The organism is Celeribacter marinus (genome assembly GCF_001308265.1).
GTDB lineage: Bacteria > Pseudomonadota > Alphaproteobacteria > Rhodobacterales > Rhodobacteraceae > Celeribacter > Celeribacter marinus.
Genome location: NZ_CP012023.1, coordinates 2,941,419 through 2,964,367 on the forward strand (window position 1 = coordinate 2,941,419; position 22,949 = coordinate 2,964,367).

The 22,949-nt window shown below is 56.0% G+C and carries 23 protein-coding genes; 13 read left to right on the plus strand and 10 right to left on the minus strand.

Annotated features, from left to right (window positions below; translation table 11 throughout):
- Positions 1-109: 109 nt before the first annotated feature.
- The 10 genes from trpS to IMCC12053_RS14670 all read left to right on the plus strand — a co-directional run bounded on the left by trpS (position 110) and on the right by IMCC12053_RS14670 (position 9,448).
- Positions 110-1,126 carry a tryptophan--tRNA ligase gene (gene trpS / locus IMCC12053_RS14625; RefSeq protein WP_062220317.1) on the plus strand — a complete coding sequence of 339 codons (1,017 nt, stop codon included), beginning with the start codon at positions 110-112 and terminating at the stop codon, positions 1,124-1,126.
- Between the two features lie 125 nt (positions 1,127-1,251).
- Positions 1,252-1,707: a universal stress protein gene (locus tag IMCC12053_RS14630; protein WP_062220319.1), complete on the plus strand. Its 456-nt coding sequence runs from the start codon at positions 1,252-1,254 to the stop codon at positions 1,705-1,707.
- A 92-nt stretch (positions 1,708-1,799) separates the two neighbouring features.
- Positions 1,800-2,363 (plus strand): NifU family protein, encoded by a 564-nt coding sequence (locus IMCC12053_RS14635; RefSeq protein ID WP_062220321.1) that lies wholly within the window; start codon positions 1,800-1,802, stop codon positions 2,361-2,363.
- Positions 2,364-2,378: 15 nt separating this feature from the next.
- Positions 2,379-2,813 (plus strand): GNAT family N-acetyltransferase, encoded by a 435-nt coding sequence (locus IMCC12053_RS14640; protein WP_062220324.1) that lies wholly within the window; start codon positions 2,379-2,381, stop codon positions 2,811-2,813.
- 194 nt (positions 2,814-3,007) lie between these two features.
- Positions 3,008-4,000: a BMP family lipoprotein gene (locus IMCC12053_RS14645; RefSeq protein WP_062220326.1), complete on the plus strand. Its 993-nt coding sequence runs from the start codon at positions 3,008-3,010 to the stop codon at positions 3,998-4,000.
- A gap of 13 nt (positions 4,001-4,013) precedes the next feature.
- Complete coding sequence (locus IMCC12053_RS14650) at positions 4,014-5,597, plus strand: ABC transporter ATP-binding protein (protein ID WP_062220329.1); 1,584 nt, start codon at positions 4,014-4,016, stop codon at positions 5,595-5,597.
- A complete protein-coding gene (locus IMCC12053_RS14655) occupies positions 5,597-6,697 on the plus strand; it encodes an ABC transporter permease (RefSeq protein WP_062220331.1) in 1,101 nt (366 codons plus the stop codon). The genes IMCC12053_RS14650 and IMCC12053_RS14655 overlap by 1 nt, the downstream gene beginning before the upstream one ends.
- A gap of 1 nt (position 6,698) precedes the next feature.
- Positions 6,699-7,661 (plus strand): ABC transporter permease, encoded by a 963-nt coding sequence (locus IMCC12053_RS14660; RefSeq protein WP_062220333.1) that lies wholly within the window; start codon positions 6,699-6,701, stop codon positions 7,659-7,661.
- 127 nt (positions 7,662-7,788) lie between these two features.
- Positions 7,789-8,697 carry a sulfite exporter TauE/SafE family protein gene (locus tag IMCC12053_RS14665; protein WP_062220335.1) on the plus strand — a complete coding sequence of 303 codons (909 nt, stop codon included), beginning with the start codon at positions 7,789-7,791 and terminating at the stop codon, positions 8,695-8,697.
- 1 nt (position 8,698) lies between these two features.
- Positions 8,699-9,448: a TIGR02186 family protein gene (locus tag IMCC12053_RS14670; RefSeq protein ID WP_062220337.1), complete on the plus strand. Its 750-nt coding sequence runs from the start codon at positions 8,699-8,701 to the stop codon at positions 9,446-9,448.
- A 3-nt stretch (positions 9,449-9,451) separates the two neighbouring features.
- Here IMCC12053_RS14670 and IMCC12053_RS14675 read toward each other — a convergent pair whose 3' ends face one another.
- The 4 genes from IMCC12053_RS14675 to ccrA form a co-directional block, all read right to left on the minus strand.
- Positions 9,452-10,993: an ATP-dependent DNA helicase gene (locus IMCC12053_RS14675; protein WP_062220339.1), complete on the minus strand. Its 1,542-nt coding sequence runs from the start codon at positions 10,991-10,993 to the stop codon at positions 9,452-9,454.
- A 52-nt stretch (positions 10,994-11,045) separates the two neighbouring features.
- Entirely contained in the window at positions 11,046-11,687 is a 642-nt protein-coding gene (locus IMCC12053_RS14680) for an acyl-homoserine-lactone synthase (RefSeq protein ID WP_062220341.1), read from the minus strand.
- A 150-nt stretch (positions 11,688-11,837) separates the two neighbouring features.
- Complete coding sequence (locus IMCC12053_RS14685) at positions 11,838-12,452, minus strand: helix-turn-helix transcriptional regulator (RefSeq protein ID WP_236852447.1); 615 nt, start codon at positions 12,450-12,452, stop codon at positions 11,838-11,840.
- 524 nt (positions 12,453-12,976) lie between these two features.
- Positions 12,977-14,251, minus strand: a complete 1,275-nt coding sequence (ccrA, locus tag IMCC12053_RS14695) for a crotonyl-CoA carboxylase/reductase (RefSeq protein WP_062220345.1) — start codon at positions 14,249-14,251, stop codon at positions 12,977-12,979.
- 341 nt (positions 14,252-14,592) lie between these two features.
- On the opposite strand from ccrA, the gene IMCC12053_RS14700 reads away from it, so the two are divergent.
- Positions 14,593-16,599, plus strand: coding sequence for a protein meaA (locus IMCC12053_RS14700; RefSeq protein WP_062220347.1), 2,007 nt, complete (start codon positions 14,593-14,595; stop codon positions 16,597-16,599).
- Positions 16,600-16,615: 16 nt separating this feature from the next.
- On the opposite strand, the gene IMCC12053_RS14705 is transcribed toward IMCC12053_RS14700, so the two are convergent.
- Positions 16,616-17,152 carry a DUF4329 domain-containing protein gene (locus IMCC12053_RS14705; RefSeq protein WP_062220349.1) on the minus strand — a complete coding sequence of 179 codons (537 nt, stop codon included), beginning with the start codon at positions 17,150-17,152 and terminating at the stop codon, positions 16,616-16,618.
- Positions 17,153-17,209: 57 nt separating this feature from the next.
- Between IMCC12053_RS14705 and deoD the strand changes: the two genes are divergently transcribed.
- A complete protein-coding gene (deoD, locus tag IMCC12053_RS14710) occupies positions 17,210-17,914 on the plus strand; it encodes a purine-nucleoside phosphorylase (RefSeq protein WP_062220351.1) in 705 nt (234 codons plus the stop codon).
- On the plus strand, positions 17,914-18,906 hold the full coding sequence (locus tag IMCC12053_RS14715) for an aldo/keto reductase (RefSeq protein ID WP_062220353.1): 993 nt from the start codon (positions 17,914-17,916) through the stop codon (positions 18,904-18,906). The genes deoD and IMCC12053_RS14715 overlap by 1 nt, the downstream gene beginning before the upstream one ends.
- A gap of 70 nt (positions 18,907-18,976) precedes the next feature.
- Here IMCC12053_RS14715 and IMCC12053_RS14720 read toward each other — a convergent pair whose 3' ends face one another.
- From IMCC12053_RS14720 to sdhC, 5 genes are all read right to left on the minus strand, one after another.
- Entirely contained in the window at positions 18,977-19,756 is a 780-nt protein-coding gene (locus IMCC12053_RS14720; RefSeq protein ID WP_062220355.1) for a succinate dehydrogenase iron-sulfur subunit, read from the minus strand.
- Between the two features lie 116 nt (positions 19,757-19,872).
- Positions 19,873-20,340, minus strand: coding sequence for a hypothetical protein (locus IMCC12053_RS14725; protein ID WP_062220357.1), 468 nt, complete (start codon positions 20,338-20,340; stop codon positions 19,873-19,875).
- A complete protein-coding gene (sdhA, locus tag IMCC12053_RS14730; protein WP_062220358.1) occupies positions 20,340-22,148 on the minus strand; it encodes a succinate dehydrogenase flavoprotein subunit in 1,809 nt (602 codons plus the stop codon). Before sdhA ends, IMCC12053_RS14725 begins: the two co-directional genes overlap by 1 nt.
- Positions 22,149-22,160: 12 nt before the next feature.
- Entirely contained in the window at positions 22,161-22,532 is a 372-nt protein-coding gene (gene sdhD, locus IMCC12053_RS14735; protein ID WP_062220359.1) for a succinate dehydrogenase, hydrophobic membrane anchor protein, read from the minus strand.
- An 11-nt stretch (positions 22,533-22,543) separates the two neighbouring features.
- Positions 22,544-22,933 (minus strand): succinate dehydrogenase, cytochrome b556 subunit, encoded by a 390-nt coding sequence (gene sdhC, locus IMCC12053_RS14740; protein ID WP_062220360.1) that lies wholly within the window; start codon positions 22,931-22,933, stop codon positions 22,544-22,546.
- Positions 22,934-22,949 lie beyond the last annotated feature (16 nt).

A 22,949-nucleotide genomic window follows, 5' to 3' on the forward strand; every position in this document is an offset into this window, starting at 1 on the left:
CAACATCAGGATCAACCAAGCCCGTTTTACTATTATGACTTCAACAATATTCCAAAACGCTTTAGGACAACCAGACAGGACATTACATCCAGTTTGACGGAGAAAACACATGGCTGACGCTGCTTTTACCCCTCGCGTCTTTTCAGGGATCAAGCCTTCGGGAGGTCTGACACTCGGCAACTACCTTGGCGCGATCAAGCGTTTTGTAGGGATGCAAGGTGGCGATTTCGAAACGATCTATTGTGTGGTCGACATGCATGCCGTGACCGTCTGGCAAAATCCCGACGATCTACGCACAGCCACACGCGAAGTGGCGGCGGGCTATCTGGCCTCTGGCATTGATCCGTCAAAATCCATTTTGTTCAATCAATCGCGCGTCTCCGCACACGCCGAACTTGGATGGCTCTTTAACTGTGTTGCGCGGGTCGGATGGATGAACCGCATGACCCAATTCAAAGACAAAGCAGGCAAAAACTCCGAACAGGTCTCGCTTGGCCTGTATGCCTACCCGTCTTTGATGGCCGCCGACATTCTCGCCTACCACGCCACACATGTGCCCGTAGGCGAAGATCAAAAACAGCACGTCGAACTGACCCGTGATATCGCCAAAAAATTCAACCACGATTACAAAGTGGACTTTTTCCCCGAAACCACTCCCGTGATCGAAGGGCCAGCTATGCGCGTCATGAACCTGCGCGATGGCACCAAAAAAATGTCAAAATCGGGCGAGAGTGACATGGAGCGCGTCAACATGCTTGATGATGCTGACACCATCGCCAAGAAGTTCAAAAAATCCCGCTCCGACCAAGATGTACTTCCCGACTCCATGGACGGGCTTGCCGATCGCGCCGAAGCCCGCAACCTCGTCAATATCTACGCTGCATTGGCTGACATTTCGAATGACGCCGTTTTGGCTGAGTACGGCGGTCAGGGATGGGGCAAATTCAAACCTGCGTTGGCGGATCTTGCGGTTGAAAAACTGGCTCCTATTTCGGGCGAAATGCGCCGCTTTATGGATGATCCCGCAGAGATTGATCGCATCATGGCACATGGGGCGGACAAAGCACGCGCCATCGCCGAGCCGATCCTCAACAAGACATTTGATATCATGGGCTTTGTCCGCTGATACGCATGGCCACGACACTGCCCCTGACTTTTTAAACGGTCGGGGGCATTTCTTTTTTCGCATAGCTTGCCCCGCACGGCGGTCTCGTCCATCATTGCACTATGATGCGTTCGACGGAGGGCCTGATGCGCAAATTTCTTGTGATCCTAGACGACAGTCGCGAATGCCTGAACGCAATGCGCTTTGCCGCCATGCGCGCGGCCAACACCGGTGCGGGCGTCACGATCCTATCCATTATTCCCCCAGAGGAATTCAATCACTGGATCGGGGTGGCCGACATCATGCGCGAGGAAACCCGCGACCGTATCGTTGCGCACTTTGAGGTGTTTGCGAAATGGATGCGTGATCGTCAGGGCATTGATCCCGAACTGGTTATTCGCGAAGGCGAAGCAGTGCACGAAATCCTGTCCCAAATCAAAGAAGACGCTGGGATCGGCGTTTTGGTTTTGGGGGCGGGCACCGAAAAACATGGCCCCGGCCCGTTGATCGCTGCCATGACCAAACAAGCCGGATTTTTGCCGATCCCGATGACATTGGTGCCCGGCGAAATCTCGAAAGAGCGCCTTGAGGAAATCACCTAACCCCGCAAGATCGCCCACTTAGAAGCGTTCTAAATATTGACTTCTACGCGTCAAAGGCGCATATCCGACCTGACAAGTAAGGAATAGCTGCCATGTTCATTCAGACCGAATCCACGCCGAACCCCGCCACATTGAAGTTTCTCCCCGGACAAACCGTTCTTGAGGCGGGCACGGCAGATTTCACGACACAAGAGGCGGCAGCATCGTCCCCCCTAGCCGCGCGCATTTTTGCCGTTGGCAACGTCACGGGCGTGTTTTTCGGTCATGATTTTGTGACCGTGACCAAAGATGAGTCCACGGATTGGGACCACATCAAACCCGCACTTTTGGGTGCGATCATGGAGCATTTCCAATCTGGCGCCCCCGTGATGGAGGGTGAGGCAACCACAAACGCCGGCCACGCCGCGCATGACGGACCCGACAGCGAGATTGTCGAACAGATCAAAGAACTGCTTGATACCCGTGTGCGCCCTGCTGTGGCCCAAGATGGTGGAGACATCACATTCCACGGGTTCGAAAAAGGCGTGGTTTACCTGCACATGCAAGGCGCATGCGCCGGCTGCCCATCGTCGACACTGACCCTCAAAATGGGGATTGAGAACCTGCTGCGCCACTACATCCCCGAGGTGCTCGAAGTGCGCCCGGTAGCGGCATAAATACAGTCAACGCATGTGGAACGCGCTCCTGATCTAAACGCCTTGGCGGCGCTCCACGCAGACACTTTTGAGACGCCCCGCCCATGGTCACAGACCGAATTGGCGGGGCTTCTTGCGTCTTACGGGGTCTTTTTGATTGAGGACGAAGGCCCGTCCATGATCATGGGGCGCGTTGTTGCCGATGAGGCCGAACTCTTGACCCTCGCTGTTGCAAAAACTGCGCGGGGGCGCGGCCTTGGTCGTCGTGCGCTCGCCGCATATGAGAGCCGCGCACAGGGTTTGGGCGCGCACACCTCATTTCTCGAGGTCGCAGTCAATAATGTCGCTGCAATTTCCCTCTACACCTCAGCGCATTACACCGAATCTGGGCGCAGACGCGCCTACTACACACAACCCGATGGTTCAAAAGTAGACGCGCTCATACTCTCAAAGCCACTCAAACCAGCATGACCAAGCGTAACTCCGAGCATTAGAGCGCAAACATCCAACCTACGAGACCAAATGGTAAAATTTCGGTTGACGCTTGCGCGTTGACGCGCCCTACTCTGTTGGTGAACAGAAGCGATCTGCTCGCTCTTTGGGCATGTGCCTTGGCAATACGCGCAAGGGCTGCCGCAATACCAAGTACCAAACGGGAGACTACTATGAGCCTTATGAAGACATTCCTCGGCGCGGCTGCGGCCCTTGCCGTCACCTCCGGCGCTGCACTGGCCGATCCGGCGATCATCTTCGACCTTGGTGGCAAGTTCGACAAATCATTCAACGAAGCGGCGTTCAACGGCGCTGAGCGTTGGAAGGCAGAAACAGGCGGATCTTACCGCGATCTCGAATTGCAGTCTGACGCCCAGCGCGAACAAGCGCTCCGCCGTTTTGCCGAAAGCAACTACAACCCGATCGTCATGGCTGGCTTCTCTTGGGGCTCTGCGCTGGGCGCCGTGGCTCCCGATTTCCCCGACACGAATTTCGCGATCATCGACATGGTCGTCGATGGACCAAACGTGCGCTCCATTGTGTTCAACGAACATGAGGGCTCGTTCCTTGTGGGCGTTCTGGCCGCACACGCAGCCGAAGGCGACACCGTGTCCTTTGTTGGCGGCATGGATATCCCCCTCATCTCCAAATTCGCATGTGGCTACGCCCAAGGTGTGAAATACGTCAAACCAGACGCAAACGTGATTGTGAACATGACGGGCACAACACCCGCCGCGTGGAACGATCCCGTAAAAGGTGGCGAGTTGACCAAAGCCCAGATCAGCCAAGGCTCCGAAGTTGTCTTTGCGGCGGCTGGCGGTACTGGCCTCGGTGTTTTGCAAACTGCGGCAGACGAGGGCATTTTGTCCATCGGTGTCGATAGCAACCAAAACTACCTTCAGCCAGGTTCGGTTCTGACCTCCATGATGAAACGCGTCGACAACGCCGTATATGAAAGCTTCACAGCAGGGGATGACCTCGCTGTTGGAACGCTTTCCGTTATGGGTCTCGCCAACGAAGGCGTGAGCTACGCCCTCGACGAGTTCAACGCCGATCTGATCTCCGATGACATGAAAGCGGCTGTCGAAGACGCAAAAGCCAAAATCATCGCGGGCGAAATCATCGTTCACGATTACATGTCCGACGAAACCTGCCCCGCGTACTAAGGGCAGCGCTTAGATGTGTGCACAAAACACAAAGGGGCGGCAGGAGACTGCCGCCCCGACCTCTTCCACACCGCTCGCAATCGAGCTGCGTGGGATCTCAAAGGCGTTCGGCCCAGTTCAGGCCAATAAGGACATCTCAATCTCCGTGGCCAAAGGGACCATTCACGGGATCATTGGCGAAAACGGAGCGGGGAAATCCACGCTCATGTCGATCCTCTACGGCTTTTACAAAGCCGATGCAGGAACGGTTTTGATTAACGGCAAAGAGGTCACGATCACCGATAGCCAAGCGGCGATTGCCGCCGGTATCGGCATGGTGTTCCAACACTTTAAACTGGTTGAAAATTTTACCGTTCTTGAGAACGTCATTTTGGGTGCCGAAGAGGGTGGATTGCTCCGCCCTTCTCTCGCCAAAGCGCGTAACTTGCTCAAACAACTCTCGGATGAGTACGAGCTGTCCGTCGATCCCGATGCCTTGGTCGAAGATCTCTCCGTAGGCCACCAACAACGGGTCGAGATCCTCAAGGCGCTGTACCGCCAAGCCGATATTCTGATTTTGGACGAGCCAACGGGGGTGTTGACCCCCGCCGAGGCCGATCACCTGTTCCGCATCTTGGATGGACTAAAAGAGCAGGGAAAAACGATCATCCTGATCACTCACAAGCTGCGTGAAATCATGGAAGTGACCGACACAGTCTCGGTGATGCGCCGTGGCGAAATGACAGCCACCGTGAAAACCGCCGAGACCTCGCCCGAGCAACTGGCCGAGCTGATGGTCGGGCGCAAGGTGTTGTTACAAGTCGATAAAAAACCCGCCACGCCCACGCATCCCGTGTTGGAAATCGAAAACCTGCGCGTTGTGGATGAGCACGGTGTCGAGCGGGTCAAAGGGATCAACCTGACCGTGCGCGCGGGCGAGATTGTCGGCATCGCGGGTGTTGCAGGCAACGGTCAAACCGAGTTGCTCGAAGTGTTGGGCGGCTATCAGGACGGCACCGGTATTGTTCGGGTGAACGGTCAGGAGTTGGACCTCACAGGCAAGCATTCCGACGGTCAATCGCGCCGCAAACGCTCCATCGCGCATGTCCCCGAGGATCGCCATGACGAGGGTCTGATCCTCGACTTCCAAGCGTGGGAGAATATGGTGTTCGGCTATCACCACGCGCCCGAATACCAAAAGAACCGTTTCTTGATGGATAACGCCAAAATCCGCGAAAAGACCGCAGAGGAAATGGCGAAATTCGATGTGCGCCCCCCAAATCCGCGCCTTGAGGCAAAGAGTTTTTCGGGCGGCAACCAACAAAAGATTGTCCTCGCGCGCGAGATTGATCGTAGCCCCGACCTGTTGCTCGTGGGCCAACCCACACGCGGCGTCGACATCGGCGCAATTGAGTTCATCCACCAACAAATTGTGGCCCTACGCGACGAAGGCAAAGCCATTTTGCTTGTCTCTGTCGAGTTGGAGGAAATCCTGTCGCTCTCGGATCGCATCGCGGTGATGTTCGACGGGCATATCATGGGTGAAAAACTGCCCTCGGAAACAAATGAGGGTGAGTTGGGCCTGATGATGGCGGGTATGACGGGAGACGAAACATAATGCAGAAAATGCCAAAATGGGCCGATGCGGTCCTTATTCCCCTGTTCTCCATCATCATCGCGTTTTTCTTTTCCGGCATCGTCATTTGGGCGATCGGAAAAGATCCGGTCGTCGCCATCCAAACCATGGTGAAAGGCGCGTTCGGAAGCACAAGCGGACTAGGCTACACGCTCTATTACACCACCAACTTCATCTTTACCGGATTGTCATTTGCGGTCGCGAGCCACACAAAGATCTTCAACATCGGCGGCGAAGGTCAGGCAATGGTCGGCGGCCTTGGCGTGGCACTTGTCTGTCTTGCTGTGCCATGGCCCCATTGGACACTTGCCCTGCCGGCGGCAATGGTTGGTGGCGCGGCGTTTGGGGCGGCGTGGGCGTTTATCCCCGCCTACCTTCAGGCCAAACGCGGCTCGCACATCGTGATCACCACGATCATGTTCAACTTTATCGCGGCCGCCTTTCTGGGCTATTTGCTCACCAAAGTGCTCAAAAAACCGGGCGGCATGGCATCCGAAACCGAGAGCTTTCCCGTAGGGGCACACCTTCCGACATTTCACGAAATGCTGGCCCCATTCGGGATCAATTTCAACCAACACGCGCCCGCGAACATCTCGTTCCTTGTCGCGCTTTTGTGTGCCTTTTTGTTCTGGCTGTTGATTTGGCGATCGCGCCTTGGCTATGAAATCCGCGCCTATGGCAACTCAGAAACAGCCGCAAAATACGCAGGCATCAACCCCACGAAAATCACCGTGGTCGCCATGTTGATCTCGGGCGGGCTTGCGGGCCTGATGTCCATCAATAACGTCATGGGTGAGGCCGAACGCCTGATCGATAACGCTGTTGAGGGCGCGGGCTTTATCGGTATTGCCGTGGCCCTCATGGGACGCAACCACCCCGTCGGGATCGTCCTTGCAGCCCTCCTATTCGGCTTTTTGTACCAAGGCGGCGCAGAGCTTTCGATGTGGGAGGCCATTCCGCGTGAACTGGTTATCGTGATCCAAGCACTCGTGATCATGTTCACCGGTGCGCTCGACAACATGGTGCGCCGTCCGCTTGAAAAGCTGTTCCTCATCTTCGGTCGCAAGAAAGAGGGATCGTGACATGGATTATCTGACACTCATCCAAATTCTCGACTCTACGGTGCGGCTTGCTACACCTTTGCTACTCACCTGTCTGGCGGGCCTGTTTTCCGAACGCGCGGGCGTGGTCGATATCGGCCTTGAGGGGAAACTCCTCGCCGCTGCCTTTTTGGCGGGTGCCGCGTCCTATGTTACAGGCTCTATCTGGATCGGCCTTTTGGCGGGAATTGGCGGCTCACTGGCGTTTTCGATGCTCCACGGCTTGGCCTCCATCACGTTTAAGGGGGATCAGCTGATCTCCGGTGTCGCGCTCAATTTCCTCGCGGCGGGCTTGACGGTTGTTGTGGGCCAATCGTGGTTCCAACTGGGCGGGCGTACGCCGCCCTTGACTGGCAACGGGCGCTTCCAAGAGTGGAACCTGCCGTTCTCCGATCAACTCGCCGATGTGCCGTATCTCGGCCCCCTCTATGACGATCTGATTTCGGGTCATACCGCGCTCACCTATATCGCGCTTGCGGCGGTGCCGTTGTCGTGGTGGGTTCTGTATCGCACACGCTTTGGCCTACGTCTGCGTGCGGTGGGCGAAAACCCATCTGCCGTGGATACCGCTGGCGTCTCTGTGGTCAAACTGCGCTTCGCCGCACTCGTGATCGCGGGAATCCTATGCGGTATGGCGGGCACCTATCTGGCCTCCCTCGCCGCTGGGTTCGTCAAAGACATGTCGGCGGGGCGTGGCTATATCGCCCTTGCTGCTCTCATCTTTGCCAAGTGGCGGCCGTGGTATGCGCTATCGGCCACCTTGCTATTTGGCCTGTTGGAAGCCCTTGGCAACCGCTATCAATCCATCTCGCTTGGGGACATCACAATTCCGGTGCAGTTCATGCAAGCGCTGCCCTATATCCTGACCGTGATTATCCTCGCGGGCTTTGTCGGCAAGGCTATTCCACCGCGCGCAGGCGGTCAGCCCTACGTCAAAGAACGCTAACAACGACGACATCGCACGAACAAAAGCGGGGCTTTGGCTCCGCTTTTGTCGTTAAAGCACCGGCTTGGGTTTGACGCGGGGGCCATTTCATTGCATTCCTGAACAAACGCATGCCGAAAGTACCCTAATGCAGATATTCCTGCCCATCGCCGAGGTCTCCGTGAACGCTTTTGTCCTATTGGGACTTGGCGGTCTGGTCGGAATCTTGTCTGGGATGTTCGGCGTTGGTGGCGGCTTTCTCATCACGCCTTTGTTGTTCTTTGTCGGCATCCCGCCCGCCGTAGCGGTGGCCACCTCCGCCAATCAAATTGTCGCCTCCTCCGTCTCTGCCGTTCTCGCGCATCTCAAACGCAAGACTGTCGACCTGAGAATGGGGATGGTTCTATTGATAGGCGGTCTGGTCGGCTCCGCCATTGGCATGCAAATTTTCAACATTCTCAAGGCAATGGGCCAAGTCGATTTGCTTGTCACTCTTTGCTACGTTGTGTTTTTGGGCATCATTGGCGCGCTCATGTTGGTGGAATCCGTGCGTGCACTCAACCGCGCAAAGGGCCGCCCGACAGCGCGCAAAGAGCGCACCAAACATACGTGGGTACACAACCTACCGCTCAAAATGAAGTTCCGCACCTCGGGCCTCTACATCTCGATCATCCCCCCGCTGGGCGTTGGTGTCTTGGTCGGAATGCTCGCCGCGATCATGGGGGTCGGCGGCGGCTTTATCATGGTGCCCGCAATGATTTATCTCATCGGGATGCCAACCAAAGTGGTCATTGGCACCTCTCTATTCCAGATCATTTTTGTGACCGCCTTCACCACAATGCTCCACGCCGTCACCAACCAGACGGTTGATATCATGCTCGCCATGCTGTTGCTCGTCGGCGGGGTGGTCGGTGCACAATTTGGCACCCAAATCGGGTTACGCCTCAAAGCGGAACAATTGCGCATCCTGTTGGCGCTTTTGGTCCTTGCTGTCTGCTTGAAACTTGGGATTGATTTGCTGATCACACCCAAAGAACTTTTCTCACTGGGGCAATGATATGATGCGCTTCGCCCCCCTCGTTTTCCTCATATCGCTTTTGGCGCCATGTGCCGCACACGCCGAACAGGTTGTGGCGGCCTTGAGTCAAAACCGGATCTCGATCACTGCAAATTTTGATGGCTCCGAAATCTTGATTTATGGCGCGGTCAAACGCGACACCCCCACACCCGATGATGGTCCTCTTGATGTCATCATTACGGTGGCGGGGCCGCAAAAGGTCGAAACCATTCGCCGCAAAGACCGCCGTTTGGGCATTTGGATCAACGTTGAGAATACGATCATGGGGCACGCCCCTACCTTTTACGAGGTGGCCTCGACACGTGCCTTAAGTGACACGCTCACGCCCCTCACCGATAGCCTTTGGAAAATCACGCCAGACGCGCAAATTTTGCCGGCCATGCGCGGCGCTCCGGCGCGCGATGCGCTTTTGCGCCTGCGGACAGCTGATGAACTTTACCGTGTGCGCGAAAATGACGTGGAGATCACCCAAGATACTCTGTTTTCCACCTCTGTGACGCTTCCGTCCAACCTCGTTGAGGGCGGATACACAACCCGCATTCTCCTCCTGCGCGAAGGCAGAGTGCTCGATAGCTATACCACCTCGATCAATGTCCAAAAGGTTGGCATTGAACGCTGGCTGTACCGCCTCGCTCAGGACAATGCTTTTCTCTACGGCCTGCTCGCGCTTTTGATTGCGGGACTATCGGGCTGGTTGGCATCCGCAGGGTTCCGCCTCCTCAAGCGCTAGTCGCTACAACCCGTTGTCATCCTGAAGTTCAAGCGCGAAACCCGCCGCTTGTTTTTGCGTCAGATCGGCCACATCCAACGGTACAGTTGGCTTTGACAGACGCGCACGCGTCACCCAAAACAGACGCTTTTCAGCCCGCGTAATCGCAACATAGGCCAAGCGCTTCCATAGCGGTATACCCGCTTCCATGCGCCCCGCGCGCGCCGCCGCATAAAGATCGGGGGCGAACACCTGCACATTTTCCCATTGCGAGCCTTGCGCCTTGTGAATGGTCACAGCGGCACCGTGCAAAAATGTCGCTCCCATACGGGCGGCAAACGGAATGAATGGTTCCTCCTCATCGGGGAATTCAATCTTCACAATTGAGGCCGCCGAGATGTTCGGATCCTCTGCGCCCATCACATGCAATCGTGAAAATCCCGGCTTTCGACCGGGCCCCAGATAGACCACTTGCGCCCCTTTGATGAGGCCACGCGCCTCCAAATCCAGTCGCTTTTTGCGGTGTTTGGCCGGCAGTTCAATCCCGTCACAAATCAGCGGCTCACCGGGCAACAGTGCATCAGAGGGCGCATCAAACACACCGCGAAACGCCTGTATCAAACGGATACGCGTTGCGTTGCGCCACACCAAAGTCGGTGAGCGCGCCATGAGATCGCTTTCCACACGCTGCGCATATATGACCCTGTCGTCCGCCTTGGCCGCGTCTTCGATCATACGCTCGAATTGATCAAAGCTCAGGTTCGGATCGGCAAGTGCGTGCGCAAGATCCAAAATCGGGCTATCGCTTTCCTGACGGTGGATGCGCGACAACACATTGGTTTTGTTCTCTGGAAGTCGCTCGAACATCATCTCACCCGCCTGATTGACAGGGGCGAGCTGTGCGGGATCTCCGAATAGAACGAGGGTCGGAAAAATCTCCTGCAAATCCTCGAATTGCTTTTTATCTAGCATCGACGACTCGTCGATAAACCCGATATCAAGCGGGTCATCACGTCTCTTCCAACCCGTAATGAAGTCCGATCCACGCAGTCCCGCCGCCGCGAGTGCACCCGGAATGGATTTGTTTTTTTGGTAGAACGCGTAAGCGCGGTCAAGCGCCTCTTCGCTCAAGCCATCAACATCAACAGGTCGCTCCCCCTGCCCCGCCAGCCATTCGGCCAGCTTTTCATATTCAGGGTCGTAGACGGGCGTATACAGAATTCTGTGGATCGTCGTCGCAGGGACACCGCGATTGCGTAGTACCGATGCCGCCTTGTTCGTTGGCGCGAGAATAGCAAGCGTGCGGCGCTCCTTGCGTTTTCGCCCCTCCCAATCTCCAGACACAATATCAACGCCCGCGTCCTCAAGCGCCTTATAGAGCTGCGCGAGAAGGAGCGTTTTACCTGATCCCGCCTTGCCAATAACCGCGCGCACGGAACGGCGCTCGTCGACACGCGGCACGACAATGCCATTCTCCAAATCAACCCCCGCACCTTTCAACAAGGCGCTTACGGCATCATAGGCTTCGGCTTGATCTTCGGAATAAATGACGGGGCTTTGAGACATGCGGCGATCCTATAGGGCCGCCGCATCAGGTGCCAGTCACGAAGCGCGCGAATTACGCAATTGCACGCTCGTCGAGGTAGGGTCGAGCATGTTCAAATGCTGCGCGAAACCACATCTTGGACATTGCACGATCAATACCCGCTTTCTCTAACGTTGGGCCAAACGCATCGGCATGCATCTCCCAAAGGCCCACACCGATATCTTCGCCATCATGTGATGCGCGGCCAATGACCTCAGGGGACAGGCCCATCAACCGGTAAATACGCTCCATGCGCGGGTCAAACACACCGACAAAGTGTTCCAGCTTAAACTCGTCCATCAACTCGCCCGCTGCAACCGTGAGTGCGGCCGCAACACGACGATCCGCTTTGGGAGCGAGGCAAAACCGTGTGCATTCCCAAATCAGCGGAGACACAATTTTCACACCATCCGTCAGGTGACTAAAATGGTCGTTAACCATGGTGTCGCCGGTTGTTGGTAAAAACCGCATAGACCCGCCATGCGTTCCGTCAGCTTTTTGCCAGATGACGTACAGCGGGTTCATATCGTCGTATTCATCGCGCTCTTCACCGCGCTCGTTCACGGATACGGCCCAACCCAACCGGCGTTTGAATTGGTCCGCGCGGTCGCGAAACATCGTGTCACGCATAAGCGGGAAAAAGTGCAGATCATCAGCATAAATATAGTGCAGCATAATAGACTCCTGTCAGATATCGCTCTCGGCCAGACATACATCATTGTCGCTGACGGGTATGAGCAGACTCTTAAGTTTCTATTTTAGATTGAGTCGCGCAAGCGTGATGCAACTTTGGGAGTATTAATTTTCGCTATATGATAATTGCGCCTATCGAAAGTGCGCGCCCACGGCATGTGTGGTATTCATTGCACCCAATTTGTGCCGTGCCGCTTCGATATACACACGCAGGGTATGCTCAGAGATTCCCATTTGTTGCGCGGTCTGTGACCGATTTAGGCCTTTCGCGAGGCATGTAATGGCCTCAACTTCGCGTGGCGATAGAGGCTGAGAGACCGCCGTGGCCCCCGCAGTTTCCAATTGTAACGCCTTTTTGTTGAACTCATGCGCACAGACAACAAGGGTGCGCTCCATAGAATGAATAAACTTTTCCCATTGCACATCGGTCGCATCGTCATTCAACGTGAAAAGGGCGAACTGACCATTCGGACCGCGCACCGGCACCGAAAATCCCTGACTGCCCACACCATATTCCAGCGCATCAAGAAAAAAGGTGCGCGCAGACCGCGATGACCAATCCAGCTGCTTCCAATTCACGGGCGTGAACCGCTGAAAGCATCCGAACAACACCGGATCAAGGCGTAGATAATCCTTCACCAGATACCGGTCGACCCATTCGGACGAATATGTGCCGACCCCAAACCGTTCACCCGCGCTATTTACCCAGTGGTACACCACATGTTTGATCCCAAGGATATCGCGCAAATTTTCAGACGCCGATTGAAACTGTTGAAATGTTTCAACATGCTGGATGTATTCCAGAAATTTTTACAGCGCCGCCGTCATTGAGATCCATCAGTTCTTGTTGCCAGCGCGCGCGGCCCACTTTTAGGTCCGCAGCCGCCAAAAGGCACGCATCTGTCAGTATATCCGCAGTCGCGTGCATACCTTTTTTTTCTACGAAAACTCGCAGGTCCGCTAGAACGTCCAAAATCCAATCATCGTTCATCGAAGATCTCTCACCTCAACATTGTGATAGTGTTCTGACCTTACCATGTGATTGGAACCAAACGATATTCACATCTTTACCATCCCCAAAAGTAGCGAGGTAGTAAAGCTTAAGTGCAATTTAACATTAACAATTTACTAACTATTACACTTAAGTTGCGTATTTAAATAAAATTTTATCTATGTTCAACATGCATTTCGATCAGAGGCGAACGAATCAAAATAGCCGCCCCCATGAACTGGTGACGGCACTTAGATCTTCGTTTTTGAGGATGTCCGCGCTAGGCGGTCAACACATCCGAAAGCGTTTTCAACCCTGCTTTAGGCGACTGCACCAGAACCGCCATATTCCCGGGCTTATGTTGATTGCGCAGCATTTTGATGTGCGCATCGGGAATTTCAGCCCATGGGAAAACCTCGGACATACACGGATCAATCCGCTTTTCGATCATCAACCGGTTGGCCGATGCCGCTTGTTTAAGGTGTGCGAAATGCGACCCCTGAAGGCGCTTTTGATGCATCCACATATAGCGCACGTCAAAGGTACAATTAAAACCGGAGGTGCCTGCGCAGATCACAACCATACCACCCTTTTTACACACAAGCGTCGAGACGGGGAATGTTGCCTCACCGGGATGCTCGAACACGATATCAACGTTGTTGCCTTTGCCCGTGATCGCCCAGATCGCCGCACCAAATTTGCGCGCCTCTTTGAACCATGCGTTATATTCGGGTGTATTCACCGTTGGGAGCTGCCCCCAACAGTCAAAGTCTTTGCGGTTGATCACGCCCTTTGCGCCAAGTCCCATGACGAAATCGCGTTTGTCCTCGCCTGAAATCACACCAATTGCATTTGCCCCTGCGGCCACAGCCAACTGGATCGCAAACGAGCCAAGCCCACCAGACGCGCCCCAAACCAGAACGTTCTGACCGGGTTTTAACTCATGAGGATGGTGCCCAAACAACATACGGTAGGCGGTTGCGAGTGTCAGCGTATAGCACGCGCTTTCCTCCCACGTCAGATGCTGCGGACGCGGCAAAAGCTGTTGTGCTTGCACGCGTGTGAACTGCGCGAATGAGCCGTCAGGCGTCTCATATCCCCAAATCCGTTGGGATGTTGAGAACATCGGATCGCCGCCATTACATTCCTCGTCGTCACCATCATCTTGGTTGCAATGGATGACGACCTCGTCGCCCACCTTCCAGTTTTTCACACGGTCCCCAACAGCCCAAACAATACCAGAGGCATCGGACCCAGCGATGTGGTAGTCTGCGCCATGACTGTCGAACGGAGAGATCGGCACGCCAAGACCCGCCCAAATGCCGTTATAGTTAACGCCTGCGGCCATCACGAGAACGAGCACTTCGTGACTATCAAGCTTGGGCGTCTCAACCACCTCTTGGACGAACGATTTATCAGGCTCGCCATGACGCTCGCGGCGGATCGCCCATGCATACATTTGTGCGGGGACATGGCCCATTGGTGGGATTTCCCCAACTTCGTAAAGATCTTTTTTTTCGGCCGTGTACATTGGCTGACTGGTATCGAGCGCCATGAGTTGCCCCCCTTGTTAAATGTCGGGAACTGCCCAATTCGGCCGCACCCAGTTTTGTGCCGCAATGCAGAATCGCGGGCTCTCCCCGATAGAATTAGGAATAGCAAAGTAACTTTGCAACCAAATTTTATATGTTTTTGTAACTTTATAACCGAGCGAACACAGAAAATTGGCGCGCCACACAGAAAACAAAGCTGATTTTACCCAAAAATCGGCATCTTTCCCCCACCATGCTTGGGAAAACCGCCCCTGCCGCGTTGCGGCGAATTGACAATGGCATATTATTCCGCCCATAAAAGCATCAGCGAAATATTATTACCTTATGAAATTATGAGGCCGCCATGACCGATACGACAAACGCCCGCTCCGACGCGTCCGATGCCGCCCCCAAGGCTGATCGCCCATGGCTATTTCGCACCTATGCGGGCCACTCCACGGCTTCGGCATCCAACGAGCTCTACCGTGGCAATCTCGCCAAGGGCCAAACAGGTCTCTCGGTCGCGTTCGATCTACCCACACAAACGGGCTATGATAGCGATCATGAACTGGCAAAGGGCGAAGTCGGCAAAGTCGGCGTTCCGATCTCGCACTTGGGCGACATGCGGGCTCTGTTCGACAATATCCCGCTTGAGCAAATGAACACGTCGATGACGATCAACGCCACCGCGCCGTGGTTGCTTGCGCTCTACATTGCCGTGGCCGAGGAACAAGGCGCGGACGTCACCGCCCTACAAGGCACCGTTCAAAACGACATTATCAAAGAATACCTGTCGCGCGGCACCTATGTCTGCCCACCCCGCCCATCCTTGCGTATGATCACGGACGTGGCCGCCTACACCCGCGAACACCTTCCCAAATGGAACCCGATGAACGTGTGTTCCTACCACCTGCAAGAGGCCGGTGCGACACCCGAGCAAGAACTGGCTTTTGCATTGGCCACAGCCATCGCCGTGCTTGACGATCTCAAAGAAAAGGTCCCGACCGAAGCCTTTCCCGCCATGGTTGGCCGCATCTCGTTCTTTGTGAATGCGGGCATCCGATTTGTGACCGAGATGTGTAAAATGCGCGCCTTTGTCGAGTTGTGGGATGAAATCACCCGCGAACGCTACGGCGTCGAAGAGGCCAAATTCCGCCGCTTTCGCTACGGGGTTCAGGTCAACTCTCTCGGCCTGACCGAACAGCAGCCCGAAAATAACGTGTACCGCATCTTGATCGAAATGCTCGCCGTTACCCTGTCCAAAAACGCCCGCGCCCGCGCCGTGCAATTGCCCGCATGGAACGAGGCGCTTGGCCTGCCGCGTCCCTTTGATCAACAATGGTCACTGCGGATGCAACAAATCCTCGCCTATGAAACCGACCTGCTCGAATACGACGACCTGTTCGACCAAAACCCCGCCGTGGACCGCAAAGTCGCGGCTCTCAAGAAGGGCGCATTGGATGAGCTTAAAACCCTCGACGGCATGGGCGGCGCCATTGAGGCGATCGAATACATGAAATCGCGCCTCGTTGAGGCCAACGCCGAACGCATCACCAAAATCGAAGGCGGCGAAACCGTTGTTGTTGGCGTCAACCGTTGGACCGTGGGCGAACCCTCCCCCCTCACCGCAGGCGATGGCTCGATCATGAAATCCGACCCTGCCGCAGAGGCCGACCAAATCGACCGCCTTGAGGCATGGCGCGCCCATCGCGATGAGGCCGCCGTTCAAACCGCCCTCGCCAATTTGCGTGCTGCATGCACCTCCAACGAAAACGTCATGCCCGCCTCCATTGCCGCCGCCAAAGCGGGGGCTACAACCGGCGAATGGGGCGATGTTGTGCGCGCGGTCTTTGGCCAATATCGCGGCCCCACGGGCGTGTCCTCAAACCCGTCGAACCGCACCGAAGGCCTTGAGGATATCCGCGCCGAAGTCGACCGCGTCACCGCTGCACTTGGCCGCAAGCCCAAATTTCTTGTCGGCAAACCCGGCCTTGACGGTCACTCCAACGGGGCCGAACAAATCGCCGCCCGCGCCCGCGATGTCGGTATGGATATCGAATACGAGGGTATTCGCCTCACCCCGTCCGAAATCGTCGACGCTGCCGTGCGTGACGGCGCGGATGTGGTCGGATTGTCGATCCTGTCGGGATCGCATTTGCCGCTCATTTCGGAACTCATGGACCGCATGCGCGATGCGGGCCTTGGCCAGACACCGGTCGTGGTTGGCGGCATCATCCCCGACGAGGACGCCAAATCGTTGCTCGCCATGGGCGTGGCGCGCGTCTACACCCCCAAGGATTTCGAACTCAACCGCATCATGTTCGACATCGTGGCCCTCATCGACCCCACCACGCAGACACCCGCATCGTAGTCACGCCCGCGCAGCGTTACTGCGCGTCCAATGTTGCGAGTGTCTGGACCAATTCGTCATACGTATAGCTGTCTTGAACCTGTCCCATATCGCCCACAACAAACGTAGGGTCCGAGGCGACACAGCCAAGCCCGCAAACCTGTGCGGCAACCATGTCTTGGGTGTCGATATACCAAAGCCGCCCACCGGGCGTGGCGACCCAACCGTCGATCCCCTCGGCCTCGTCGCCCTCCATGTCCTCGCCTGACGGCACCTCATTATAGTAGTCAGGCGAATAAGCCCCGTGGGTGTGATAGGACGCAAGGATCGTCTCCAACTCTTTGGGATCATTCGGCACACAGCTTCCCGCGCGACCTTTTTTGGCTTTGGACGCGGCAAGCACGCCATCTGCGTCAAACCCGATATAGCCGCAATATTCGCGATTCTTATCAACCGACAGAGGCTGCAACTGCGCAAAGAGCGCTTTGACAAAGGTAAGTTCAGCACTGTCTTGCGCCGCCACCTGCATGGGCAAAATCGCAAACCCCAATAACGCCAACGTCAATCTATACATTCCATGCTCCCTCTGGCTTACTAAAACCTAACACATCCAACCGTAGGAGCCACCCGAATGCCAACGCCACACATTTCCGCCGCCAAGGGCGACATTGCCGAAACAGTCCTGTTACCGGGTGATCCCTACCGCGCAAAATGGGCCGCCGAGACCTTTCTCGACAATCCGCGCCTGATCAACGAAGTGCGCGGAATGCTTGGCTTTACTGGCACCTACAAAGGCAACCCCGTCACCATCCACGGCTCCGGCATGGGCATGCCCAGCCTGTCCATTTACGCCAACGAATTGATCACCGAATACGGCGCAAAAACGCTGATCCGCATCGGGTCATGCGGCGGCATGCAAACCGCAATCAACGTGCGTGACGTTATCATCGCCATGACCGCCACCACGCTATCGACGCCTTCGCGCGGCATCATGAAAGAGCTGAACTTCGCGCCTTGCGCTGACTACGGATTGCTTGAAAAAGCGGTCGCAGCCGCGCGCGCCAAAGGCACACCAACCCATGTCGGCGGCATCTATTCCTCTGATGTCTTCTACGATGAGCGCCCCGACCTCACCGAGCAAATGACCCGCCACGGCATCATGGGCGTTGAGATGGAAGCAGCCGAGCTTTATATTCTCGCCGCCCGCCACGGCTGTCGCGCACTGGCCGTCCTCACCGTCTCGGACCACTTGTTGACGGGAGAGGCGTTGCCCTCGCAGGACCGCGAAAAATCATTTGGCGATATGGTCGAAATCGCGCTTGAGGCGGCATTCTGATGACGCTCCCCAAACGCAAGATCGGGGCGCGTGACGTCACCGCCATCGGGTTCGGCGCCATGTCCTTTGCGGGCTTTTTCGGCCCCGCGGACGATGACGTCTCAATGCAAACCATGTCTGATCTGATCGACACGGGTATCGACTTTTGGGACACCGCCAACATTTACGGTATGGGCCGCTCGGAACGCCTGATCGGACAGTTTTTCGCGGCCAATCCGCACGCGAGTAAGGATGTGTTTCTCGCCACCAAAGCGGGCATTATCCCAGGGCCGCCGCGCGCTTTTAACAACTCCGAGGATTATTTGCGCGCCGAATTAGACGCCTCGCTCCAACGCCTGAACCGCGATCACGTCGAGCTGTACTACATTCACCGCCGCGATCAAAACACACCGATCGAGACGCTTGCTGAGACGATGGGGAAACTGATTGATGAGGGGCTCATCGGTGGTTGGGGCCTCTCCGAAGTGTCGCCCACGACAATCCGCCGCGCCCACGCCATCACGCCCGTCATGGCGGTGCAAAACGAATATTCCCTGTGGACCCGCCAACCTGAATTGGGTGTCCTGCGCACCTGTGCCGAACTTGGCATAACCTTTGTGCCGTTTTCGCCCTTGGCGCGGGGCATTCTGTCGGATGTGGACCTCACACCCGCCACGTTCGAGGCGCATGATTTCCGCAAACACAATCCACGTTTCATCGCGCCGAATTTCGACGACAACATGCCCCATATCCGCGCCTTTCGCACTCTTGCAGCGTCATGGGGCATGACGGCGGCGGGCCTTGCAATGGCGTGGGTCTTGGCGCGTGGCGATCATTTGATCCCGATCCCGGGAACCCGCACAGGGGCGCATATGCGCGACTGGCTCCCTGCGATGACAACCGCGCTTACACCTGCACAATTGGCACAGATCGACGCCACTTTGCCGGCAGGTTGGGCCTTTGGAGATCGCTATTCCGACGAACAACGCCCCGGCGTTGAGTATTTCGCCTAAAGACACCAGACCAAGAAAAAGCCCCGCCAAATCGGCGGGGCTTTTTATCTAGCGGTGAACTGCACAGCGCCTAGTGCGCGCGCTCTAACATCATGGATTTAATGGACGCAATCGCCTTGGCTGGGTTCAAACCCTTAGGGCAGGTTTTCGCACAGTTCATAATCGTGTGGCAGCGATACAATTTGAACGGATCATCCAGCGCGTCAAGGCGCTCACCCGTTGCCTCATCGCGGCTATCAACAAGCCAACGATAGGCGTGTAGCAACGCCGCTGGCCCTAGGTATTTGTCGCCATTCCACCAGTAGGACGGACAAGATGTCGAGCACGATGCACACATCACGCACTCATATAAACCATCGAGTTTCTTGCGATCCTCAATCGACTGACGCCACTCTTTTGCGGGGCGGTTCGTCTTGGTTTCGAGCCACGGCATGATCGACGCGTGTTGTGCATAGAAATGCGTGAGATCAGGAATGAGATCTTTGATCACAGACATGTGCGGCAACGGATAGATTTTCACATCTGCCTTGATCTCGTCCAACCCGTAGATACAGGCGAGCGTATTGATCCCGTCGATGTTCATTGCGCACGAGCCACAAATCCCCTCACGACATGAGCGGCGAAAGGTCAGCGTTGGATCAATCTCGTTCTTGATCTTGATCAGCGCATCTAGAACCATCGGGCCACATTTATCCATGTCGACGAAATACGTGTCGACGGAGGGGTTCTTTTCCTCGTCAGGATTGTAACGATAGATCTGAAACTTGCGCACATTGGTCGCGCCCTCGGGCTTCGGCCATGTTTTGCCCGTTACAATCTTAGAGTTCTTGGGGAGTGTGAGTTGGACCATGTCGTTCCCTCCTTACGCGCAACGATGCGCGGTGCCCATTGGGGCACAATTGTTCGAAGTCATAGCACTCGAAAGCACAAGACTGGTGTAATTCGTGAGATCACGGGGCATCTGTCTCAATCTCCCGTGATGCAGTAGCCCGACCCGCCAACAAAGACGGATGAACCACAATTGTAAGTGAACTCACCGCTGTAACCGCTCGCGAGTTCTGGCGCATAGTCATCGCGCGTTTGTTGGCGCGCGGCTACGGGTGCCCCATTTGCGATACAGGCATTGATTGCGCCCGCTTGTTTTTGCGTCACGTTGCGCCCCGCCAATACGGTGAAACTCGCGCCTTTCGCGGCGGGTGGGAGCATCTCGTAGCTATTGATCACTCCGGCCGCTTCGACACAGGCTTGCATCGCCTTTTCGCTACCTGGGGTTTGTGACTGAACCCGCGTGGCACGCGCGGCGAATGACGCTGTGTTGTAGGATTGAGCATCCGACACAGCAACGCGTGGCCCTTGCGCGAACTGAACGATCTCAGTGCAGCCCGCCAGAGCGGTCACTGAGATCAAAACAGACGCAAAGGCCGCGCGATGCATCAGAACGTCCTCGCTTTGGGTGCGATGGTTTTTGTGCTGATGCCGCCCTCTTTCTCGGTGGTCAGACCCTTTTTGATCACGTCACGGTAGGACAGTTCGACCTTGGTCCCGTCAACGCGCGACACGGTGTGAACGCGCCACTTTTTGTCGTCGCGATCAGGGTAATCCTCGTGTGCGTGGGCCCCACGAGATTCCTTGCGGGCCTCCGCGCCGTGAATTGTGGCCAAGGCGTTTGGCATCAGGTTGGCAAGCTCAAGCGTTTCCATCAGATCGGAGTTCCAAACGAGCGACCGGTCGGTGACTTGCAAGTCCGCCATTTTGGCGGCCACGGCGGTCATCTTTTCAACGCCCTCTTTGAGCGACTTATCCGTGCGGAACACAGCCGCATCCGACTGCATCGTTTTTTGCATCTCAAGGCGCAGTTCCGCTGTTGGAACACCGCCCTTTGCATGACGCAGACCATCAAAGCGATCAAATGCCGCATCCACAGAGGCTTGGTTCAATTCCGGTGTCGGCTTGCTCGGATCGACAATTTGACCCGCCCGAATAGCCGCAGCACGGCCAAAGACCACGAGGTCAATCAACGAGTTGGACCCCAAACGGTTGGCCCCGTGCACAGAGGCACAGCCCGCCTCACCCACAGCCATCAGACCGGGCACAACGCCAAGTGGATCTTTGTCGGTCGGGTTCAAAACTTCACCGTGATAGTTGGTCGGAATACCGCCCATGTTATAGTGCACAGTCGGCAACACAGGGATCGGCTCCTTGGTCACGTCCACGCCCGCGAAAATCTTTGCGGACTCGGAAATACCGGGCAAACGCTCAGCCAACGCTTCAGGCGGCAAGTGCGACAGGTTGAGGTGAATGTGATCGCCCTCGGCGCCCACACCACGACCTTCGCGGATTTCCATCGTCATTGAGCGGGACACATAGTCACGCGGCGCGAGGTCTTTGTAGGTCGGCGCATAACGCTCCATGAACCGCTCGCCCTCGGAGTTGGTCAGATACCCCCCCTCCCCGCGTGCGCCCTCGGTGATCAAACAGCCGGAGCCGTAAATGCCCGTTGGGTGAAATTGAACGAACTCCATATCCTGAAGCGCCAGACCCGCACGCGCCACCATGCCGCCGCCATCACCCGTACAGGTGTGCGCAGACGTAGCGGAGAAGAATGCACGGCCATAACCGCCCGTGGCCAGAACGACCATCTTGGCTTTGAACACATGCATCGTGCCGTCATCAAGCTTCCAACACACCACACCCTGACACTGGCCGTCCTCGGACATGATCAGGTCGATGGCGAAATACTCAACATAGAATTCAGCGTTGTTTTTGAGCGATTGACCGTAGAGCGTGTGCAGGATCGCGTGACCGGTGCGGTCGGCGGCGGCACAGGTGCGCTGCACGGGGGGGCCTTCGCCAAATTCGGTGGTGTGACCGCCAAAGGGACGCTGATAAATCTTGCCCTCTTCGGTGCGCGAAAATGGCACACCGTAATGCTCTAGCTCGTAAACCGCCTTGGGTGCTTCGCGAGCGAGGTATTCCATCGCGTCCGTATCCCCGAGCCAGTCGGAGCCTTTGACGGTGTCATACATGTGCCACTGCCAGCTATCAGGCCCCATGTTGCCAAGGGATGCCGCGATGCCGCCTTGGGCCGCGACCGTGTGGGAGCGGGTCGGGAACACTTTGGTCACGCACGCAGTGCGCAAGCCCTGTTCCGCCATGCCAAGCGTCGCACGAAGGCCGGAGCCACCCGCGCCAACCACAACCACGTCATAGTCGTGTACTTCGTATTCATATGCAGCTGTCATTGAGATTATTCCTTACAGCGCGAGTTTCACGAGCGCGAAGAGGCCGGTTGCCATCAGCGCATAAGAGAACATATTCACCGCGATAATGGTGAGCTTGCGTTTTAGTCCGCCCACGTAGTCCTCGATCAACACCTGTGCGCCGCGCATGAAATGCACAAAGCCCACAACAAGGGTCAGACCCGCGACGATAGCGGGAAAGGGCCGCGCATAATATGCGGTCACGTCCTCATACGAGTCTCCGATTGCGGAGCCCACGGTGAAGATAAACAAAGGCACGAGGATCAAAAGGCCAATCGACGAGACAATCATAAACCAATGATGCTCGGCTCCATGCCCTGCGGCACCAAGGCCTTCGGCTTTTTTACGGTCAGTGAGAAATGCCATGATAAGCCTCCTTAAACCACGATTGCGGTGAAGATGGTGAGGACCGTGGCGCCGATAAACATGCCCCAGCCCAGTTTCTCGGAAATCGCGACCTCGAGGCAATAGCCGAAGTCCCAAAGCAGGTGACGCACACCACCCAAAAGGTGATACCAAAGCGCCCAAGCCGAGAAGAACATGATCAGATCACCCACCCAACAGGTGATGATTCCGTCCACAACCTCAAAATACGCCGATGATGTCGCGGCGGCCAACAGCCACCAAACAATCAACATCGCAGCTAGAATTAGGGCGTTGCCCGTAATCCGAACCATAATAGAGGAGATAGACGTCATTTGAGGCCGGTAATACTGGCCGATCATAAAGGGTGATAGCGGGCGATTGTCGCCGTTAGCATCAGCCATGGCACTGTCCTTTTAC

What these genes read in the sequence shown, in the direction of transcription:
- trpS (WP_062220317.1), top strand. Translation starts at nt 110, where the DNA reads ATGGCTGACGCTGCTTTTACCCCTCGCGTCTTTTCAGGGATCAAGCCT.
- IMCC12053_RS14630 (WP_062220319.1), top strand. Translation starts at nt 1,252, where the DNA reads ATGCGCAAATTTCTTGTGATCCTAGACGACAGTCGCGAATGCCTGAAC.
- IMCC12053_RS14635 (WP_062220321.1), top strand. Translation starts at nt 1,800, where the DNA reads ATGTTCATTCAGACCGAATCCACGCCGAACCCCGCCACATTGAAGTTT.
- IMCC12053_RS14645 (WP_062220326.1), top strand. Translation starts at nt 3,008, where the DNA reads ATGAGCCTTATGAAGACATTCCTCGGCGCGGCTGCGGCCCTTGCCGTC.
- IMCC12053_RS14650 (WP_062220329.1), top strand. Translation starts at nt 4,014, where the DNA reads ATGTGTGCACAAAACACAAAGGGGCGGCAGGAGACTGCCGCCCCGACC.
- IMCC12053_RS14655 (WP_062220331.1), top strand. Translation starts at nt 5,597, where the DNA reads ATGCAGAAAATGCCAAAATGGGCCGATGCGGTCCTTATTCCCCTGTTC.
- IMCC12053_RS14660 (WP_062220333.1), top strand. Translation starts at nt 6,699, where the DNA reads ATGGATTATCTGACACTCATCCAAATTCTCGACTCTACGGTGCGGCTT.
- IMCC12053_RS14665 (WP_062220335.1), top strand. Translation starts at nt 7,789, where the DNA reads ATGCAGATATTCCTGCCCATCGCCGAGGTCTCCGTGAACGCTTTTGTC.
- IMCC12053_RS14670 (WP_062220337.1), top strand. Translation starts at nt 8,699, where the DNA reads ATGATGCGCTTCGCCCCCCTCGTTTTCCTCATATCGCTTTTGGCGCCA.
- IMCC12053_RS14675 (WP_062220339.1), bottom strand. Translation starts at nt 10,993, where the DNA reads ATGTCTCAAAGCCCCGTCATTTATTCCGAAGATCAAGCCGAAGCCTAT.
- IMCC12053_RS14680 (WP_062220341.1), bottom strand. Translation starts at nt 11,687, where the DNA reads ATGCTGCACTATATTTATGCTGATGATCTGCACTTTTTCCCGCTTATG.
- ccrA (WP_062220345.1), bottom strand. Translation starts at nt 14,251, where the DNA reads ATGGCGCTCGATACCAGTCAGCCAATGTACACGGCCGAAAAAAAAGAT.
- IMCC12053_RS14700 (WP_062220347.1), top strand. Translation starts at nt 14,593, where the DNA reads ATGACCGATACGACAAACGCCCGCTCCGACGCGTCCGATGCCGCCCCC.
- IMCC12053_RS14705 (WP_062220349.1), bottom strand. Translation starts at nt 17,152, where the DNA reads ATGTATAGATTGACGTTGGCGTTATTGGGGTTTGCGATTTTGCCCATG.
- deoD (WP_062220351.1), top strand. Translation starts at nt 17,210, where the DNA reads ATGCCAACGCCACACATTTCCGCCGCCAAGGGCGACATTGCCGAAACA.
- IMCC12053_RS14715 (WP_062220353.1), top strand. Translation starts at nt 17,914, where the DNA reads ATGACGCTCCCCAAACGCAAGATCGGGGCGCGTGACGTCACCGCCATC.
- IMCC12053_RS14720 (WP_062220355.1), bottom strand. Translation starts at nt 19,756, where the DNA reads ATGGTCCAACTCACACTCCCCAAGAACTCTAAGATTGTAACGGGCAAA.
- IMCC12053_RS14725 (WP_062220357.1), bottom strand. Translation starts at nt 20,340, where the DNA reads ATGCATCGCGCGGCCTTTGCGTCTGTTTTGATCTCAGTGACCGCTCTG.
- sdhA (WP_062220358.1), bottom strand. Translation starts at nt 22,148, where the DNA reads ATGACAGCTGCATATGAATACGAAGTACACGACTATGACGTGGTTGTG.
- sdhD (WP_062220359.1), bottom strand. Translation starts at nt 22,532, where the DNA reads ATGGCATTTCTCACTGACCGTAAAAAAGCCGAAGGCCTTGGTGCCGCA.
- sdhC (WP_062220360.1), bottom strand. Translation starts at nt 22,933, where the DNA reads ATGGCTGATGCTAACGGCGACAATCGCCCGCTATCACCCTTTATGATC.